We start from the raw sequence: 18,068 nt of genomic DNA, 5'->3' as shown, positions 1-18,068 counted from the left end.
TTTGACAAGGATTACTCGTTACCGCCTCCGGCGATGGCTCAAAATCCACCATGGCATACGAAGCATCGCTTTGAGCCCTTCTTGTTTCCGGTACGGGGCAAAAGGGGCCATATACGGCATACCGACCGACTTCATCGATGTCAAATGTATGCCTAGCATAAACAGCGCAATGATAATCCCATACAAGCCCAGCACCGAAGCAAAAATCAGCATGCCGAAGCGTAAAATCCGGATCGTGCCGGACAAGGAAATCGACGGTATGGTAAAGGAGGCGATGGCGGTCCCCGCAACTACAATAACCGCCGGCGACGAAATCAGCCCCGCCTTCACCGCCGATTCCCCGATAACAAGAGCGCCGACTATACTGATTGCCGATCCGATGGAACGGGGCATGCGTATGCTTGCTTCCCGCAGCCCCTCAAAGGTCAGCTCCATCAGGAGCGCTTCCATTAATACCGGGAATGGAACGCCGTCCCGCGCCGATAATATACTGCTCAGCAGCTGCGGAGGTATCATTTCCGGGTGGAACGTCAGCACCCCCACATATACAGAAGGCAAAAGCAATGTAAACCAAAAGCCCAAAAAGCGAATCCACCGGATGAAGGTGGCAATCGGGTAGGCCAAATACAAGTCCTCGGTCGTTTTGAGCAGGTGGAACAGCGTGCAGGGCAAAACAAGCGCGAACGGCGTCCCGTCGACAATCAGCGCAACACGCCCCTCCAAAATAACCCCTGCAATATCGTCCGGCCGCTCCGTGCTGTATACCGTTGGAAAAAAAGAACCCGGATGGTCCTTAATGATCTCTTCGATATATTCGGATTCCAGCACCGCATCAATATCGATGCTCTGGAGCCTTCTGCGCACCTCATTGACAATCTGAGGCGCAGCACGATCATGCATAAAGATCATCGCCACTTTGGTTTGAGAGATGTTGCCTACCGTCAATATCTCGACCCGGACCCACTTGCTTCTGACCCGCCGGCGAATGAGCGAAATATTCACACCAAGCGATTCAACAAATCCGTCCCGTGGACCGCGAATCACCGTAGAGGAGGCCGGCTCTTCAATGCTCCTGATTTCGTAGCCCTGCGTATTGGCGGCTATCATCTCCGGGCATCCTTCCACTACCACAATGGCCGAGCCGCATACGAGCAGTTGAACCGCCTGATCCAGGTTATCGATGACGGTCACCTCTGTAGCCGTCAAAATCGAGCGGCATAAAAACGGAATCGAAACAAACTCCCTCTCGCTGACAGGCAGTGTCTGATAGCCGGTGATTAAAGGTGTAATCACATTTTCATTCAAGGCCTGGTTGTTAATCATCCCGTCAATCCACAGCACTAGGACCGGAATCTGCTCGGCCCCGATTCTGCATTCGCGAGATGACAAATCGGACGTATGTCCCAGCTCGTCCAGCACAGCCTGCAGGGTGCGGCGGATTGAATTTGATTTGTCAGTTTCTTTCATGCGCTAGCCCCATTGTTTGCCATACTTGAATGGTTATTCCTGATTCAGTCTGTTCTTAGTATGGTTGAAACTGGATTTATTATTCCATCGGGCTTGCATCTGCCGTATGCCCGAATAAGGGCTTCACTCCAACGAGAAAAGCCTCCCCTCCGCTTGAATCCAGCAGATAGGGAGACTCCTCGCCATACGTATTATTTTTTACCTTCCGGCCATGTCTTTTGTGAATACTTCAGAGCTGCCCTTCATACCGTTTATGCGGATGCATGCGCAATGCCTCGTAGCCCCTATCTTCCTATTGCCCTTCCTGTACCCTTCCTATACCCGGAGCAGCTTGATCTCATTATAGGCCATCAACAGCGGAGCAACACCGTGCCCGTTATTGTCTACGACCTTCTCGCCTTTGACATAATACTCGTAGCTGCCGTCACGGACGATGCCCGTGTCCGGATTACGGCCCAGCCCGGCGCTGCGGCAAATACCGCCCAGCAGTACCTGACCGTTTTCTTCACGCAACACCTGTTGAAGCGTGCCGTCGAAGGCGGCCTTGCCGTGCACAGCATAGTCAGCGGACAAATACCCCAAACGAACGCCCTTCAGAATCCCGTAGGCCAGCATCAGCGTGCCGCTGGATTCCAAATAGTTGTCCGGGCCGTTCGGGTAATCCACCACCTGATACCACATCCCGCTGCTGTGCTGGTGAGGCAGCATATCATCGATGGCTTCCTTCAGAAGCCGCTGGCAGGTTTCCGTCTCCGTCTCTTCCCCCTCCAGCAGCTCCAGCACATCGACGAGCGCCATGACGAACCAGCCCACAGCCCGGCCCCACACTTGTGGCGACTGGCCGGTCTCTTTGTCACACCAGAACATCTCGCGGCTCTCATCATAGGCGTGGCTGTACAGGCGCTTTTGCTCATGGTAAATATCGTTTCGCACGTTCTCGAACTGGTTCAAAGTGTCGGAATAGTCCTTGTTGTCCACAAACTCCTTGATGTACTGGACGTAGAACGGCTGGCCCATATATAAGCCGTCAAGCCAAACCTGGAACGGATAATTCTCTTTATGCCAGAACGAGCCGGATTTTGTTCTTGGATACGAGTCCAGCTGTCCGTAAATTTGATCCAGCACCCGCTTGTATTTCGGGTCGTTCTCTTTTTTGTACAAGGCAAACAGCAGTGAGGCCATACGGATCTGATCGATGCTGTAATAGTCCGGATTTATCTCGGGAATGATTCCGTCTTCATTATAAAGACGGTCGATAAAGCTTTTGACAAACAAATAGTCTTCCTCATTGCCGGTTTGCTCGTAGCTGTCGAGATAGGACTTCATAATGCAGCACTCGATGTAATGCCACCGCAGCGAATACCAGGTGCCTTCCGCAGATTTGTACTGTTCTTTGAGCTTGTCCACCAATGCATATGCCATGACTATACACCTCCAGAATAAATAAACAGCCCCGCCTTCATCAAGCTATCCAAATCCTCCCGGGTCGCATTACGCTCCCCGGCAGCGTCCAGCCTGTTCGTGGACTTGCGAATGAAGCCTTCATTCCATCCCCCTATGGGGACGATTCCTGCCTGCCAGGAGGACCGGATCACAATCCGGCAACCGCCTCCGGCAGCTCGCGCTCGTAATGTTTGTACACAACGTACCTTTGCACTCCTTTACAGGCCAGCACGGCCTGACGGGCCAGCGCAGCCGCTTCCTTGCGATTGCCGGCTTTCAGCTCCAGCTCGGCGAGCAGGCTGCTCTTCATCCATGGCTTGGACACACGGGCGATACTAGCCCGCGCCAGCTCCTGCTGTCCCTCCTCCAGGTGAACATAGGCTTCATAGTAGTACCGGAAGGCGGGTGGCTGAATAGAGCTGATTTCATCCTTGACTGCGGCCACATCCTTTCGGTATAAGCCATGAAGGGTCCTGTATAATGCCTGTCTGTGCCGCTGCTTGTACTTGATCAGCAGCTCGCCGACCAGACGCTCCACCTCCTGATCCTGCCTGTTTGCTATCGCATAAAAAAGAAGGTGGGCAGGATTATTTCGCTGGCTAAGCAAAAACTTCTCCAGACGCTCTATATTCGTCTCCCGGACTAGAACATGATATACCGGCAACCCGATAAAAAGAACGGCAATACAGGCACTGGATATCAGGACAGCTCCAATCGATAAACCCAGCATGTTCATAACGATACTAACCATAATGACTGTAATGAGCATATACACATAACGGGCGGACCAGATAATAACGACTCACTTCCTTCTTACATTTCATTGTATAAGTCCTTCTGAAAAGGATACGAATGAATGAACGCCTAAGTTGCCAAAGCAGCTATATAAAAGATAGTGACAGCCTTCAAGGCCGAAGCATCTGATCAAAGGGTGCCCGGTGTATTACATAAGCCGATCCGTCCACCTTGCAGCTCCCGACAGCCTCTATTCCGCTAACAGCAGCCTCCTGTGCCGCATGACGGCCCCCCATCAGCGTCAAGTCCCATTGGTGGAATTCGGGATCGTTTCAGGCAATCTCGGCACTTCTAAGGTCTATATGCTAATGTACCACCATGCGAGGCAAATCGAAAGCGCTTTCCGTCAAAAGCTGCGTATTGGCCCGTCTAATGGCAGGAGCCCCAATACCAGCATCCCGCCATCGGCATAAACGCCAAGCACGCGCTGATCAGGTCTCGCTGGCTGACCGCTTCGCATCATCCCTCCGCCCACGCTGGAACGCAGCATAAGCCGCGGTTCCGGGCCGCCTTTGTTTACTATTCCGATATGTTTTATTGACATTAGGCCGGCTCCCGCATTAAACTAAGGTTATGATTTATTTTCTCATGGGAGGTCGATTCGTGATGGGAATCGGACAAAGCATCGCAAGGCTGCGCCAGAAGCAGGGATTAACCGATATACAAGCGGCCGAAGCACTCGGGCTGAATATTGTGAAATACCGGTCGCTTGAGGAGGAAATTAACGATTTTACACTGGATCTTCTCGTTCGCACGGCCGATTATTACCAGACTTCTATTGATGCGCTGCTTCAGCGGAACACCGCAGAACCGCAGCCGGCTGCCCGCGCCGCATCGCCGGATTTGAAGGATGTGCTGCAGGCCGAGCCGTACTATGACGGCCGCAAGCTGTCCGCGCTGGAAATCCAGACCTTGGAGGAGGTTGTCAGCAAGCTCTCCCGCCATTCCCGCAAGCTCAGCGCGCTGGCCGATCTGATCAAGGACGATGCCGATTTTGTCAAAAAACTCCAGGAGCTCAAGCTGGTCAGCTCCAAGCTCGATTCGGACGCCTTGGTCAGCACGATCGAAAAAGCGCTGGCGTAATCGGATCGGATTGCCCGCTGCTACGAACAAACAATCAAAAGACGTGTCAGCCAGCTTCCCGGCTTGACGCGTCTTTTTGTGCTTGCCGGGCGGTTTGCCCAACAGCCGAAATGCCTGCAGACCTCCGGAAGCCGCCGTGAGAAGTGAGCAAGCATTCGGTATTTCCGGGCGAGTCTCTGCGGCTCGTATTCCACGACGGACTGTTGAAGCCGGCTTAACAGCATTGAAGCCCGTATCCGTTTTGTATAGCCGCCTCTCGAATATCAATACCAAGTCACAGTAAAAAAGCCCCCAAAACCGCCGAAGCGGAAATGGAAGCCTAGCTTCATAAAAGGGGCCCGCTGGCGTTGCAGCTACTGCTTCCGGACGGGCAGGATGCGGTCAATAAACGGCGTTGTGTCCAGGGCGGCCAGCTTCGTCCGCCCCTTGCCCCAGCCGATCGTTTCCCGCCAGCTGCCAAGCGCCCCGGCTTCAAGCAGCTGCTCCTCCTGCACTCCTTCCGCCGTATCCGCATAAGGGGATACGTACAATGCATCTACCGGGCAGTACGCCTCGCAGATGAAGCACGTCTGGCAGTCCTCCTGCCGGGCGATCAAGGGAATGTTATCGGGACCGGAGTCAAAAACATTCGTCGGGCACACCCTGACACACATGCTGCACCCGACGCAGCGGTCACGGCTGACAACTTCGATCATCGTCTCGCCACCTCCTTCAGCGGATCAGCAGCCCGGCCACTGAAGCTGTCCGGCGGGACTGTCTTGACCGGGCGCGCCTCCGCCTCTGTCTGCGGGCGCTGCGCCGCCGCAAGCGGCGCAGAAGACGCGGATTCCGGGCGAACGGCAATCCGATCCAGCCCGGATACGAGCAGGCGGTACTGCTGGGCCGGGTCCTGATCCGGATATTGCGCCAAGGTATGCATTCCGCGCGTCTCCTTCCGGGCCAGCGCCGCCGTATACATCCAGCGGGCGGTCGCCACCATCGCGGCGGCTTCCCGGGCGCGGACCTTCCCTTGTACAGAAGCCGGGGCACGGCCATGAACCTCCGGCCAAAGCTCATGAAGCCGCTTCAGGGATTGCTGAAGCACAGGCTCGCTGCGGAAATAGTTAATTTCATAAGGAAATACCTCGCGCTGAACAGCCTCCACGACAGCGCGGTTATCGATTTCCGCTGCCCGCTGCGCTCCGGCTTCCAGCCCGGAGCGTCCGGCGGGACGCAAATGGCGGGACGAGGCGCTTCTTCCCTGTGCAAGCGCAAAGCGGGCGGCCGCACCGCCGGACCAGGTCCCGGAGCAGATGGCCCAGGAGGCATTAAATGCACCGCCGCCGGATTTGGCCCCGGTAACTCGTTCGCGGGTAGCCGCATCTCCCGCCGCATACAGACCGGCGACGGTTGTCGCGCAGTCATCATCGACTAGCCGCAGGCCGCCCGTACCGCGTACCGTTCCTTCGAACCGCAGCGTAAGCGGGAAGCGCTGTGTGAAGGGATCGATTCCGGCCCGGTCATACGGCAGGAAAAAAATCGCATGCGAGCTACGAAGAATGGCCTGCTTCTCCGGTGTATCCGCCTTGTCCAGCACCGCATACACCGGGCCTTGGCTCAGCATGCGCGGCAGGAAATCGTGCGGGCGGGGACCGCCGGAATACAGCACCGTGCCGTCCTCGGCGGTATACGTCGCCCACCCGAGCAGCCGCCCCCGGGTAACCGTGCCGAAGGCTGCGCTCGGGGCATACTGCCGGCTGAACTCCATGCCCGACAAATCCGCGCCGAGCTCAGAGGCCATCAGCAAGCCGTCCCCGGTCAATACGTTGCAGCCCAGGCCCTTGCTCAGGAAGGCGCAGCCTCCGGTAGCCATAACAACACTGTTCGCTTTCACTTCCCAGCTGCTGCCATCCAGCCGGGAAATCCCTCTTGCGCCGCCAACCCCGTGCTCATCGGCGAGCAGCTCCAATGCCGGAGACTGATCCAGAATCCGGACACCCGCTTTGGCTACGGCACGCCGCATCAGCTTCATATATTCCGGGCCCTGCAGATGATCCCGCATCGGCGTGCCCTCTTCATCCCGTACAAACGGATAGCCCCACGCTTCCACCAGCTCCAGGCTCGAATACACCTGATCCAGCACCCGGTGAATCCAATCCGGCTCCGCCAAATAACCGCTTTCCCGGTAACGCTGCTGTACGGCAGCCTCCCGCAGCTCCTGATCCGGGGGAAGATAAAGCAAATTCGTGCCGCCCGGCGCCGTCGCTCCGCTTGATCCGAGATACCCCTTGTCCGCCAGCACTACCTTGGCCCCTTGGGAGGCCGCGCTCCATGCCGCCCATGCTCCCGCAGGACCGCCCCCGATCACTAATACGTCCGCTTCCAATGACCATCCGTCCGTCTTGCTCATTGCGCCGCCTCCTCCGCTGCTTGTATTTCGTCCTGTACTGTGACTACGTCCTTGGCTCAAGTGTTGATAATAAAAATGAGAACAGGCAAACGCCCCCCGGCGTGCCCGTTCTCCTGCTCCATTGAGCAGCGCGCCTATTTCAAAATCCATTGGTTTAAATCAAAATCCTTCTCCGCCAGCTTCTCATCCACCAGGAACTTCTTCGTGCCTTCCAGCAGCTTGAAGCCGCTATCGGTAAACGGCACTTCTTTAATCGAGCTGATCGGGCTCACTTTTTTAATGAGATCCACGGTCGTATTGTTCAGCTCAGCCAGGAATGCATAATATTCATCCGGCTTGGATTTCAAATCGTTCAACGCCTTTTGACGGGCTTCATTCCATACCTTCGGGAAGTCCGGGAATTTCTTCAAATATTCCTCGGATACAACGGTAGCGCTCGTGCCCAGCAGGTTCGGATGCTTGGTCGCGTCATCCAGCAGCAGGTAGCCCTGATCGATTTGCTTCAAGGCATAGATGCCGGTAGTGGTCATCGCGTCGATTTCCCCGCGCGCCAGCGCAGCTTCGCCGTCAACCCGCAGCATGTGCACGATTTTGACATCGGTAATATTTTGCTCCTTCAGCAAGCCCGCCAAATAGCGGTGATGGAACGATCCCTTTTGCGTAGCCACGGTCTTGCCCTTCAAGTCCGCCAAGGTCGCCGGGCCGTTCTTCTTCGCAACAAGATAGCCGATGCTGTCTGTCGAGCCCTGCGTAATCAGTCTCGTCTTGGCCCCGGTAGACCGGGCCAGTATGGCCGGCGTATCCCCGAGGCTGCCGACATCAAGCCGACCGCTAATAAGCGATTCGCTCTGATCCGGTCCGTTCGGGAAGCTGGTCAGCTTCACCTCCGTAATCCCGTGCTTCTTCAGCTCTTCTTGGATAATGCCTTTGTGGAAGCCCCAGCCTTCCGCGCCGCCCGGCAAATTCAGCTTGGTGGTGCCGATATAGCCGTAGTTGAGCACCGCCGGCACCTGGCTTTTGGCTGCCCCTCCTTCAGCCGGGCTGGCGCCGCCCGAACCGGCCGCTGCACCCGTTGCCTGGCCGTTGCCGCCAGCGCAAGCCTGCAGCAGCATCGCAGCCAGCAGCAGCCCCGTAATCATCCATGCTTGCCGCGCACGGCGGCCCTCTCTTTTAAACGTAAGCTTCGTCATCTCTCTTCTTCTCCCCTCTGTAGTTCAAACGCAGGCCATTGAATAATGGCGTCTCCATCCTTACAAACGGACCGGTACCCGGATGCACGTGTACTCAAGGAATCGCTCTCTGAGCCAGCTTATACATGTATTCATGCGCCGATATCGGCTTGCGGCCCGGCCCCCAGCCGATCTTTTCCCGGTAGCCGCCGAGCAGTCCCCGTTCGGTCAGCGCCTCTTCCGTGACAGTGACGTTCTCGTCGGGGTCCGGCGCAACATAAAGCGCATCCGCCGGGCAGTACAGCTCGCACATAAAGCAGGTTTGGCAATCGGACTGCCGGGCAATGACCGGGATGCCGTCTTCCCCCCGGTCGAATACGTTCGTGGGGCAGACGGAAACACACAGGTTGCACGAGACGCAGCGCGTCTCACTGACGATTTCAATCATGGAGCAACAGCCTCCTTCTCTACCGGCGCAGGCTGTACCCACACCTGATCCAGTCCCCCGCTCAGAAGACGATACTGCTGGGCCGCATCCTGCTGCGGGAAGTCCTCCCGCTTATGCATGCCGCGCGTTTCGGTGCGCGCCTTCGCCGAGCGGTACATCCAGCGCGCCGTGGCCGTCATGGCTGCGGCTTCCCGCGCCCTGGACGCCTCCTTATCCCGTGTGACCGGACGCTCACGAAGATCGCGCCACAGCGCATCCAAATTTCCAAGCGAGCGGTCCAGCTGCTTCTCGGTACGGAACAGGTTGCGGTCATAAGGAGCGACCTCCTCCCGTACGACGCGGATATGCTCCTCCGTCCGGCTAACCGCCCCTTGCGGCGACTGCCCGGTCCAAGCCGTCGTCGACACGCTCTTCAAGCTGCGCTTCCCGGCATGATGCCCCAGGCGCAGCGCATGATCTGCGGCCCCGCCCCCGGCGAATGTGCCGGACGACATCGCCCAGGCCGCATTATGGCTGCCGCCGCCCGTGAAGCCGCCGCAGATGAGCTCCCGCGTGGCGGCGTCTCCAGCTGCGTACAAGCCCGGCACCTTCGTCGCGCACGTCTCATCGGTAATATGAATCCCGCCCGTGCCCCGGACCGTGCCTTCCAGGCGCAGCGTAACCGGGAACATCTGAGTAAACGGATCAATGCCGACCCGGTCAAAGGGCAGGAAGAAATTCGTCTGTCCTACACGCAGCAGCGGACGCAGATCCTCCGGCGCCTGATCCAGACGGGCGTACACCTGCCGGTTTTGCAGCAAATTCCGGGCGATGATGGACCGTCCCCGGGTCGAACCCGCGCCTTCCACCACCGTACCGTCCTCATAATAAAATGTCGCATAGCGGTAATAGGCCGTCTTGGTCACTGATGAGAACGTAGGCGCGATCGCATAAGCATTGGAGAACTCCATGCCTGACAGGCCTGCGCCCGCTTCGGCAGCCAGCAAATAGCCGTCGCCCGTCAGTACGTTACAGCCAAGCGCCTTGCTGAGAAAGGCGCAGCCGCCCGTTGCAATGACGACCGCTCCGGCGCGGACCGTCCAGGCTTCTCCCGACTGCAGGCGGATTCCGCTCGCCCCGCCGACCCCATGCCCGTCGGCAAGCAGCTCCAGGGCGGGACTGTGATCCAGTATTTTGACCCCGGCCTTCTGCACGAGCCTGCGCATCAGCTTCATATATTCCGGCCCTTGCAGACCCCGGCGGTACGCATTGCCCTCATCATCCAGCGGAAACGGATAGCCCCATTCAGCCAGCCGGTTCATATTCGCATAGGTCTGGTCCAGCACCCGGTTCATCCAGCCTGTCTCGGCCAGCCGGCCGCCAAGCTCAAACCGGCTCTGCCGGGCTTGCTCCCGCAGCGCTTCGTCAGGCTGCACGTACCAGACACCGGTGCCCGACGGGGCCGTCGCCCCGCTTGTACCGCAGTAGCCTTTGTCCACCAGAACGACCTTGGCCCCTTTCCCTGCCGCCGTCAGCGCCGCCCACGTGCCCGCAGGCCCGCCGCCGATAATCAATACGTCTGCTGTAAGCTGCAGCTCGCTGACTTCCCAAGCTTCACTCATCTTCCTCGTCCTCCTCGTGTCATGTTTAAACCGTTCCCGCCTTTGCCGCCTTCGGGAGAAGCCTCCACGGGCTTGCTCCCGCTGCAGCGTCTGTTCCGGTTATTCGTCTTATCCTTCATAGCTGTCCCGCCACCTGAGCAGTCGGTGCTCCAGCCAGCGGACGAGCGAATCGACCAGCTTGCCGACAATAGCGAAAATAACGACCCCGACAAAAATAACCTCAGTCGCAGATGTTTGCTTGGCGAAATTAATGAGAAATCCGACACCCGCCTGCGAGCCGATTAGCTCCGCAACGACCAGGCCGACCCAGGAAAGGGCCAAGGACAGCCGCAGCCCGAGGAGTATACTTGGCAGCGCCGCCGGAACGACAAGCTGCCGAATTTGCTTGCTTCTGCTGAATTCAAGCACCCGGGCAACGTCGAACAGCTTGTTGTCCACGCTGCGGATGCCCATAAATGTATTCACATAAAGCGGGAAAAACGCGCCTTTGGCAATAATGAGCACCTTGGACCATTCCCCGAAGCCGAACCACAAAATAATAAGCGGCGCAATTGCCAGATGGGGAATCATCCGCAGCATCTGCATGGTCGGGTCCAGCATATCCTCCGCTTTGCGGGAGAAGCCGACCAGTACCCCGAACAGCAAGCCGAGCCCGCCGCCGATGCCGAAGCCTAGCGCAGCCCGGCCGAGGCTGATGCCGAGATGCCCAAGCAGCTCCCCGCTGAGAAGCAGCTCCTCGAACGCCTTCGCAATGACAAGCGGCGAAGGGAGAAATTGCGCCGAGATGAGCCCGAAATCGGCCCCGGCCTGCCAAAGCGCAAGCACAACAACCGGTAACATCGCTCCGATGACGAAATCGTTCAGCTTATCGCGCCATGTGAAACCGAATTTCCGGGACGGTCCGGCCCGCCCTGCTGTTTTGACTGGCTGTACCAGCATTTCTGCCTGATTGCTCATGATGGCTCTCCTTTCATTTGCCTTGATAGCTGTCGCGCCACTGCAGCAGACGGCGTTCCAGCCAGCGGACCAGCGAATCCGTCAGCTTGCCCACAATCGCAAAAATAATAATGCCGACAAACACGACAGGCGTTTTGGAAAATTGTCTGGCATCCGACATCAAATAGCCGATACCCGAGGTAGACCCCATAATCTCGACTACGACCAGCCCCAGCCACGCTACGCCAAGCGACAGCCGCACACCAAGCAAAATGCTCGGCAGAGCCGCCGGCAGCACGAGCCGAATCAGCTGCTTAAACCGGCTGAACCCCAGCACACGGGCCACATCAAACAGCTTGTTATCCACATTGCGAATGCCGATGAACGTATTAATATACAGCGGGAAAAATGCGCCTTTGGCAATCAGCAGCACCTTGGACGTCTCGCCGATGCCGAACCAGAGCACGAACAGCGGAGCCACAGCCAGATGCGGAATCATCCGCAGCATTTGTACGGACGGATCAAGCGCCTTCTCCGTGTGACGGAACAAGCCGACCGCCAGACCGAACAAGAGGCCAAGACCCCCTCCGAGCACAAAGCCCCCCAGCGCCCGAAGCATGCTGATTTGCAGGTTGCTGTGCAGCTCGCCCGAAGCTGCCAGCTTGACAAAAGCGGCTCCAATCGTAAGCGGTGCGGGAAACAGCAGCGGGGAGATAAGCCCCAGTTCTCCGCAAATTTGCCATACGGCTAAAATGGATACGGGCAGCAGCGCCCCGCGCCAAAAGGCTTGAAGCCTGGAATGGCCCGTCCTCGCTCCGGATCTGTCCCCGGATGCCCCGGTGCCGCTGCCGAGCGGCTCTGCGCCTGTTGAAATAATCTGCGGGTTACTCATCGATTGTCACCTCTTGTCCCTGGAGTTAGAAAGAATAAAAAAAGAGACATTCCCGGCGCTGGCGCTGCAGGAATGCCTCCGTTCATACGGTCGGCAAGCACTAGAATGGAGCGGATTCACAAAGGCTCGCATCGTTTAATTCTGACTAATCCAATTGGTTTTTAAATATTTGAGACTTATCTTAGCAGAGCGGCTTCCACCCTGTCAATCGTTTATTTTCGAGGATTTATCGGATTTATTTTGTATTTTCCCGTTGACAGCGAACTGACGAAACTGATATTATTCATATCATTATTATCGGAATTAAATCCACTGCTTTAAGCCGGGTTGACCGTCCAAACGGAAACTTCTTCCATTACACCGATTGAAGAAGTTTTTTCTTTTTCTCATTTCATTTCCCTCTTCCTTACACTGATTAAAGGAGTGATTCGTTATGGCCAGCACGCTCGTCGTTAGAAAAGAGTTTCACCTTGATTTGGTTCAAGGTCTTTTTGTCCATGGAGAAGTGAAGGCCGTCAATGACGGAACGGTTAAGCCCGTGCTGATCGCCGCTCACGGCTTCCGGGGCCACAAGGATTGGGGCTTCTGGCCTTATGTGACCTCCTGGCTTGCCGAGCGGGGCTTCTACACCGTACAGTTCGATTTCTCCCGCATCGGGGTCAAAAATAGCGGCGGCGACGAATATGCCGTGCAGCAGGCCAGCACCTTCTCCAGAGAGCTTGCCGACCTGGGGGCCGTGCTGGAACGGGTGCTTGACCGGAGCCTGCCGCTTGCCGAGCAGAGCGACCCGGCCAGCATCACCCTGCTCGGCCACAGCCGGGCGGGCGGCAGCAGCATCGTGTTCGCCGCCGAGCATCCGGAGGTAAGCGCGGTTATCGCCTGGAATGGCGGCGTTAGCCCGGCTCCGGCCCCTGCAAGCAGCCATCCGGTGCTGCGCGAGGATATCGAAAAAAATAAAGAACGCTTCAATACCTCCCGGCTGCTCGCTTCCTTGACAAGACCCGCACTGCTTATCCAAGGAAGCGAGGATGCGGATCGGCTGCTGGAGAACCACGCCCGGCTGCGCCAAGAGGCTCCGCACCATCACTATGTGAGCATTCAAGGCGCTGACCATGCCTTTGGCGCGGAGCATCCGTTTCACCGGAGCACCCCGCATTTGGAGGAAGCGCTGGAGGTCACTTATTCGTTCTTGACGCGGCGGCATTAGCATGTTGTGGTTCAACCGGCCGCCGTCATGCGGCGAAGCACCGTGCGCTGGGAGCTGTGCGCGGTGCGAATTTGCAGCGTGTGCGGCTTCCAGTCCGCAATGCCCGCACGACGGCGGCCGGTTGATTTAAAGCGCGATGCCCAATCCCCGTTGCCGTCCGGCGTGAGGCGGCTGAAGCTTTATAGCCGTTGAGACGTTCTCACAGTTACCGCTGCCCTATGCGCCAGGGAAGCCCGCAGACATTACCGTCCCGGGCTTCCCTGGCATTTCGTTATCCTCACGCCTAGCCTTTAATCCCTGTCATAGTCAGCCCCGCCATGAAATACCGCTGCCCCGCGAGCCTTACGGACTGGAAGCGGCAAAATGTAATTCGAGCCTTCATTACTTCCCTACTACGTTTGATCTGAAAAAAACTTCCCCTTCAATAACCGTTTCTCTCCAGGCATCAATATCTACTTCTACATAGGTTTTACTGGCTAACGATGTAACCACTGCTTTATCATCAACAAGTGATAAGTGGTAAAAGTTCTGCGGAAGCTGTAAGGTTTCGATTTGTCTTGTTCTGACATCCATTCGACTTAGCACGCTTTTAACTTCTTTATCTACGCTCGCCAAATCGACATGAAGGATTAGAAGGAAATTATCCTTTCTCACCATGTCAAAGGGATATTGGGACGACGGAATGCGTTCTATGAGCCCCAAATCCTTATCATAAATCGCCAGATGCGATTGACCCTCAAGTCCACTATACACACCTAAATACAGCTCGTTTAGGTGAGCCTCTATAGAATAAATCCGCCCACTTTCTACGATCGTCTTCTCGCTTGAAAAATCGTCCAGTTGGATTCGATAAAGGTTACTATTTTTTCCGTCTGTCGTTATGTTACTCACCACATATAAATACGTATCATCGAAAACAGCATCCTGGATATCTCCCTCGATATCCAGGATTTTTGCAACCGAAAAATCCGATTCTTTTATGAAAGTAACTTTTCCTGTTACACCGTCTTCTGCACTCAAAACCGCATGAACATCATGTCCTTCAATCACCTTTATCGGAAAAGACGGCAAATCGTCTATCGTTTTGACAAATTGGAAATCCTTTATGACGATCACTTTGTTCTCGGCAGCTCGTCTATCCTTCTTATATTCCAGAGGAATCCAGATTTGCCCTCTACGGTCCTTCATTATGTAGGAAGAACGTCCGGGAAGCTTCAATCCCTTCTGCGTCGGCAAATCTGAAGTGAAGACCGGCCCCGAACCATCGGTAGACTGACCGTAAAATTTGGAGGCGGGATCATCGGTTATTCGGACTGTGGTGCAAGAACAAAGCATGAACAATAAAAGTACAGCCCCAGCACAGCTTCTCATGCCTCAATCCAGCCCGAGCTTGTCCGACTCAAATGAAAGCTGATGAATGCTTTTCGTCTCAGGCCTTCTACAGCTTTTTCCATGGTTGGAGGTGTCCCATACGCGCCATGCACAGAATGGACCCAAGCTTCGCTCATGCATTATTCTCCTTCCAGCTTCGGTTTACGTTTAAAAACTTGAAAACTGATGTAAAGCTATTTTCCATAATGTACTCGTCATGTTTAGAACCAGCGCCTCCCGCAACCAAGCACCGGTCTGTGCGTATACGTTTTCAGATCGGAGGTGATGCTGATGTCAGGAACGAAAAGAAGGAAGTTCAAGCGTTATTTTACAGCCTTTGTGGATGCCATGGAATTTATTTTCGGGTTTATCCCCTTTGTGTTCCGAATTATCGGAGCAGGATTCCGGTTTCTATTCAAATGGCTGGATTAGCTGACCGCCGCTTTCCCTTTTCCCTGTGAGCAACCACCGAGAGATTCACCAATATGGAAAAATAACCCGTTCAAATTAAGGCTATTATAGTTCTCCTCTCACAGGATTGTCTACATTTGTAAAAAGAAAAAACACGGAGCATGGCGGTTTTTCGGGTTGGTCCCCACACACATACAAAAAGACACCATCCGGCAAACAGATGATGTCTCTGGTTCATTCAAGGTGCCCGCTTGAATTTTAGCTGAAGCTGCGCTGTATAAACAGCATGCGGCGGTCTAACCATTGCCGTACAGTCTGCGCCAATCGCTGTAATGTACAGTGCATTTTGCTCCGTCATAGCGCATGAAATGGCAGCAGCCGCAGGGCAAAAAACAGGTGTCAGGGTACATTGCTGGTGCTGCGTAGCAAGCCTCAGCTGCGCTGGCGGTTAGTTTGCCTAGCCTCACCCCTCCCCCTTGGCCTGATGCAGCAGCCGGTACTCATTCGGAGAGATGCCTTCGGTTTTTTTGAATACGCGCAGGAAGGTTGTGCGGCTGTGGATGCCGAGCTGCTCGGCAATCTCATTTACACGCAAATCGGTGCCGACGAGCAGCGCCTTGGCCTTGTCCATACGGACCTGATGAATGTATTCGGTCAGATTGATGCCGGTTTTATCCTTGAAGACGCGGGACACATATTTGACGGAAACGCCCATTTCATCGGCGATTTGCTCCAGGCCAAGGTCCTGGGTGTAATGCTCCTGAATGTATTTTTCAATTAAGGTGACGAGATTGTCCGACCGCGGAGCGCTGCCGGGTCGGGCCTCGGCCATATCCATCATCCCGGCATAAAAGCTGTTCAATGCAGCCAGCAGCTGCGGCGTGCCCGCAAACGATTCCCGCCGGTCCGTGCCGGTGTCCATGAACAGCCGCTGCGGCTGCCGCAAATCCAGCCCCGCTGCATCCAGCCCCTTGTCAGCCAAGAAGCGCAGACCCGTCTGGTACATCTCCTGAAACAGCCGGCGCAGGTGCTCATAGGAAATCCCGCGTCCGGCATTGCTCTGCACAATCTCGCCGACCACCTCCTGCAGCCCCTTACGGTTGCCCAGCTTCAAATAATTCAAAATCCGCTGCTCATCTGTAAAAGAGTACACATAACGGGTTGCGATCGACAGCTGCTCGGCATCCACAATCTGAAAACCGGTTTCCGCATCACGCTGATCCAGTGCCGTCAGCGCATCGTTGCAGGACGTTCCGATGTCATTAATTTCGTCACAATAACGGCCGAGTCCGACGGTCATGTTATAGTACAGCTGCAGATCATGCCGGAAAATATGCAGCATGCGCTCAAACACCTGCGCCAGCCGCTGCTTCTCGCCGGCATGCGCCATGTTCACAATACCCACATACATATGCTGCCGGTATTCCAGCACATATGCAGGCGCCTCGGCATTCAGAAGCGACCACACAATCTTTTTAATCCCATTCATCACCGACAGCCGTTCCGTATCCTGCACATGCTCGTAGAAAGCTGCGTTAAACTCAAAATAAACCGCGCAGCAGCAGTAGCCGGCCCGGTTAAAGCCGAATTCCGCCTCCAGTGTCTCCCGCAAAATCTGCTCCTGATTAATGGTATGCCCCTTGAGCAAAAACAGGAACGAGGATTCCACATATTCACTGGTATGCTGGTCATACCGCACCTTATACTGCAAATGATGGTCGGTCAACCGGCGGATGCCCTGCCGGATTTGCTCGAATTCCCCTTCCGCTTTGTCCGCCGGGCCGTTAAGCCCGTTTTCCCACAAATCGCTTTTATCCAGCAAAATGTTGCGGATGCTGCGAATAGGACTATAGATCCGGTAGCTGAACATAAAAGCAAACTGGATGCCCATCAGCAGAAGCACCAGGGACAGCAGCAGCGTCATCTGCAGAATACTGAACGTATGACGGTTAAACTCCGAAGCAGGCGTAAACGAGTAATAATCCCAGCCGTACAGATTGGACTTGGCATGGGAAATTTCATAACGCCGTCCGTCCAGCTTCAGTTCCCGGGACACACCGGGTGCCTCCGTATCCTGAAGCATGCCGGACGATAGGCCGGAGGCTGCCATCAAGCCGTCCGGATCGTACATGACCTGTCCCTGGCCGTCCGTCACCACAAAGCCGGTCGCGTCGAACACCGTGTTCCCCCGCAGGGTCCGCTCCATTGCCTCTACCATAATGTTCAGCACCACAATGGCATTATGGCGCTGAATACGGTTGACCATGACAACCGGAACGACCTGCTTCGTGACCCGGGTTTCCTGCTGGCGGACCGAAGTCACCGGAAGCAGCTCAATCGGCTTGTCGGAGGACAGCTTGCTTCGCCAAAACGCCGCGTCATAGTGTTCATAACGGTACATACTGCCGAAGAACGACTCGAATTCATTCACGCCGCCGCCAACGTACAGATCCTGGTCATCCACATACACAAACATCCGGTCCGTGAAATCGCTTACAATATTTTCGCTTCGCTGGATAATCTTAGGCAGCCGGGAGAGCTGGGTTTTCATCTCCAGCGTATGCTCGGTTCGAGGGACAAGCAGCTGCTGTACCATATCGTCGTAAAAGAAATCCACACTGGTCTCCTGTGCGGTTTCCAGATACAAATCGATCGTAGCCGCCGCCGAGGCCAGATTCGCGGCAATCCGCTCGGTAAATTCATGCTTCATCATTTGCACGGAGTACAAATAAGTGCCAACCCCGATAATTACAATCGGAATCAGGAGGGACAGGAAGTATGATAATATTTTGAGAAACAGCCGGTTCTCCTTGCCGCCCAGACTGCGTACTAGTGCGATCCCTTGTTTTATCATAC

At 55.6% G+C, this 18,068-nt stretch carries 18 protein-coding genes; 3 read left to right on the top strand and 15 right to left on the bottom strand.

Features of this window, described 5'->3' with window-relative positions; all coding sequences use genetic code 11:
- Positions 1-18: 18 nt before the first annotated feature.
- The 5 genes from WBG83_RS15380 to WBG83_RS15360 form a co-directional block, all read right to left on the bottom strand.
- A complete protein-coding gene (locus WBG83_RS15380; RefSeq protein ID WP_336746044.1) occupies positions 19-1,467 on the bottom strand; it encodes a spore germination protein in 1,449 nt (482 codons plus the stop codon).
- 315 nt (positions 1,468-1,782) lie between these two features.
- Positions 1,783-2,889 (bottom strand): glycoside hydrolase family 88/105 protein, encoded by a 1,107-nt coding sequence (locus tag WBG83_RS15375; protein ID WP_336746043.1) that lies wholly within the window; start codon positions 2,887-2,889, stop codon positions 1,783-1,785.
- Positions 2,890-2,891: 2 nt separating this feature from the next.
- Positions 2,892-3,062 (bottom strand): hypothetical protein, encoded by a 171-nt coding sequence (locus WBG83_RS15370; protein ID WP_336746042.1) that lies wholly within the window; start codon positions 3,060-3,062, stop codon positions 2,892-2,894.
- Positions 3,059-3,646, bottom strand: coding sequence for a hypothetical protein (locus WBG83_RS15365; protein WP_336746041.1), 588 nt, complete (start codon positions 3,644-3,646; stop codon positions 3,059-3,061). Before WBG83_RS15365 ends, WBG83_RS15370 begins: the two co-directional genes overlap by 4 nt.
- Before the next feature lie 405 nt (positions 3,647-4,051).
- The gene (locus tag WBG83_RS15360) at positions 4,052-4,249 is read right to left on the bottom strand and encodes a hypothetical protein (RefSeq protein ID WP_336746040.1); all 198 of its coding nucleotides are present in this window, start codon (positions 4,247-4,249) and stop codon (positions 4,052-4,054) included.
- 62 nt (positions 4,250-4,311) lie between these two features.
- Between WBG83_RS15360 and WBG83_RS15355 the strand changes: the two genes are divergently transcribed.
- On the top strand, positions 4,312-4,788 hold the full coding sequence (locus WBG83_RS15355) for a helix-turn-helix domain-containing protein (protein WP_336746038.1): 477 nt from the start codon (positions 4,312-4,314) through the stop codon (positions 4,786-4,788).
- 353 nt (positions 4,789-5,141) lie between these two features.
- Here WBG83_RS15355 and WBG83_RS15350 read toward each other — a convergent pair whose 3' ends face one another.
- From WBG83_RS15350 to WBG83_RS15320, 7 genes are all read right to left on the bottom strand, one after another.
- Positions 5,142-5,483, bottom strand: a complete 342-nt coding sequence (locus WBG83_RS15350; RefSeq protein WP_336746037.1) for a ferredoxin family protein — start codon at positions 5,481-5,483, stop codon at positions 5,142-5,144.
- On the bottom strand, positions 5,480-7,177 hold the full coding sequence (locus tag WBG83_RS15345) for an FAD-binding protein (RefSeq protein WP_336746036.1): 1,698 nt from the start codon (positions 7,175-7,177) through the stop codon (positions 5,480-5,482). Before WBG83_RS15345 ends, WBG83_RS15350 begins: the two co-directional genes overlap by 4 nt.
- A 134-nt stretch (positions 7,178-7,311) precedes the next feature.
- Positions 7,312-8,367: an ABC transporter substrate-binding protein gene (locus tag WBG83_RS15340; RefSeq protein ID WP_336746035.1), complete on the bottom strand. Its 1,056-nt coding sequence runs from the start codon at positions 8,365-8,367 to the stop codon at positions 7,312-7,314.
- A gap of 94 nt (positions 8,368-8,461) precedes the next feature.
- Positions 8,462-8,794 carry a ferredoxin family protein gene (locus WBG83_RS15335; protein WP_336746034.1) on the bottom strand — a complete coding sequence of 111 codons (333 nt, stop codon included), beginning with the start codon at positions 8,792-8,794 and terminating at the stop codon, positions 8,462-8,464.
- Complete coding sequence (locus WBG83_RS15330) at positions 8,791-10,395, bottom strand: FAD-binding protein (protein WP_336746033.1); 1,605 nt, start codon at positions 10,393-10,395, stop codon at positions 8,791-8,793. The genes WBG83_RS15335 and WBG83_RS15330 overlap by 4 nt, the downstream gene beginning before the upstream one ends.
- A gap of 108 nt (positions 10,396-10,503) precedes the next feature.
- Entirely contained in the window at positions 10,504-11,352 is an 849-nt protein-coding gene (locus WBG83_RS15325; RefSeq protein WP_336746032.1) for an ABC transporter permease, read from the bottom strand.
- Between the two features lie 13 nt (positions 11,353-11,365).
- Positions 11,366-12,223, bottom strand: a complete 858-nt coding sequence (locus tag WBG83_RS15320) for an ABC transporter permease (protein ID WP_336746031.1) — start codon at positions 12,221-12,223, stop codon at positions 11,366-11,368.
- A 433-nt stretch (positions 12,224-12,656) separates the two neighbouring features.
- Here WBG83_RS15320 and WBG83_RS15315 point away from each other — a divergent pair, with 433 nt between their 5' ends.
- Positions 12,657-13,430: an alpha/beta hydrolase family protein gene (locus WBG83_RS15315; protein WP_336746030.1), complete on the top strand. Its 774-nt coding sequence runs from the start codon at positions 12,657-12,659 to the stop codon at positions 13,428-13,430.
- A gap of 381 nt (positions 13,431-13,811) precedes the next feature.
- Here WBG83_RS15315 and WBG83_RS15310 read toward each other — a convergent pair whose 3' ends face one another.
- Together WBG83_RS15310 and WBG83_RS15305 are read right to left on the bottom strand one after the other, a co-directional pair.
- Positions 13,812-14,801 carry a hypothetical protein gene (locus WBG83_RS15310; protein ID WP_336746029.1) on the bottom strand — a complete coding sequence of 330 codons (990 nt, stop codon included), beginning with the start codon at positions 14,799-14,801 and terminating at the stop codon, positions 13,812-13,814.
- The gene (locus WBG83_RS15305; protein WP_336746028.1) at positions 14,798-14,938 is read right to left on the bottom strand and encodes a hypothetical protein; all 141 of its coding nucleotides are present in this window, start codon (positions 14,936-14,938) and stop codon (positions 14,798-14,800) included. The genes WBG83_RS15310 and WBG83_RS15305 overlap by 4 nt, the downstream gene beginning before the upstream one ends.
- Positions 14,939-15,092: 154 nt before the next feature.
- On the opposite strand from WBG83_RS15305, the gene WBG83_RS15300 reads away from it, so the two are divergent.
- Positions 15,093-15,233, top strand: coding sequence for a hypothetical protein (locus WBG83_RS15300; protein WP_336746027.1), 141 nt, complete (start codon positions 15,093-15,095; stop codon positions 15,231-15,233).
- A gap of 442 nt (positions 15,234-15,675) precedes the next feature.
- On the opposite strand, the gene WBG83_RS15295 is transcribed toward WBG83_RS15300, so the two are convergent.
- Positions 15,676-18,066: a helix-turn-helix domain-containing protein gene (locus tag WBG83_RS15295; RefSeq protein ID WP_336746026.1), complete on the bottom strand. Its 2,391-nt coding sequence runs from the start codon at positions 18,064-18,066 to the stop codon at positions 15,676-15,678.
- Positions 18,067-18,068 lie beyond the last annotated feature (2 nt).

Source organism: Paenibacillus sp. y28 (assembly GCF_037137075.1).
Classification (GTDB): domain Bacteria; phylum Bacillota; class Bacilli; order Paenibacillales; family NBRC-103111; genus JBBBNV01.
The sequence above is the reverse complement of the archived record's forward strand: the minus strand, read 5'-3'. Positions and strand labels throughout refer to the sequence as shown.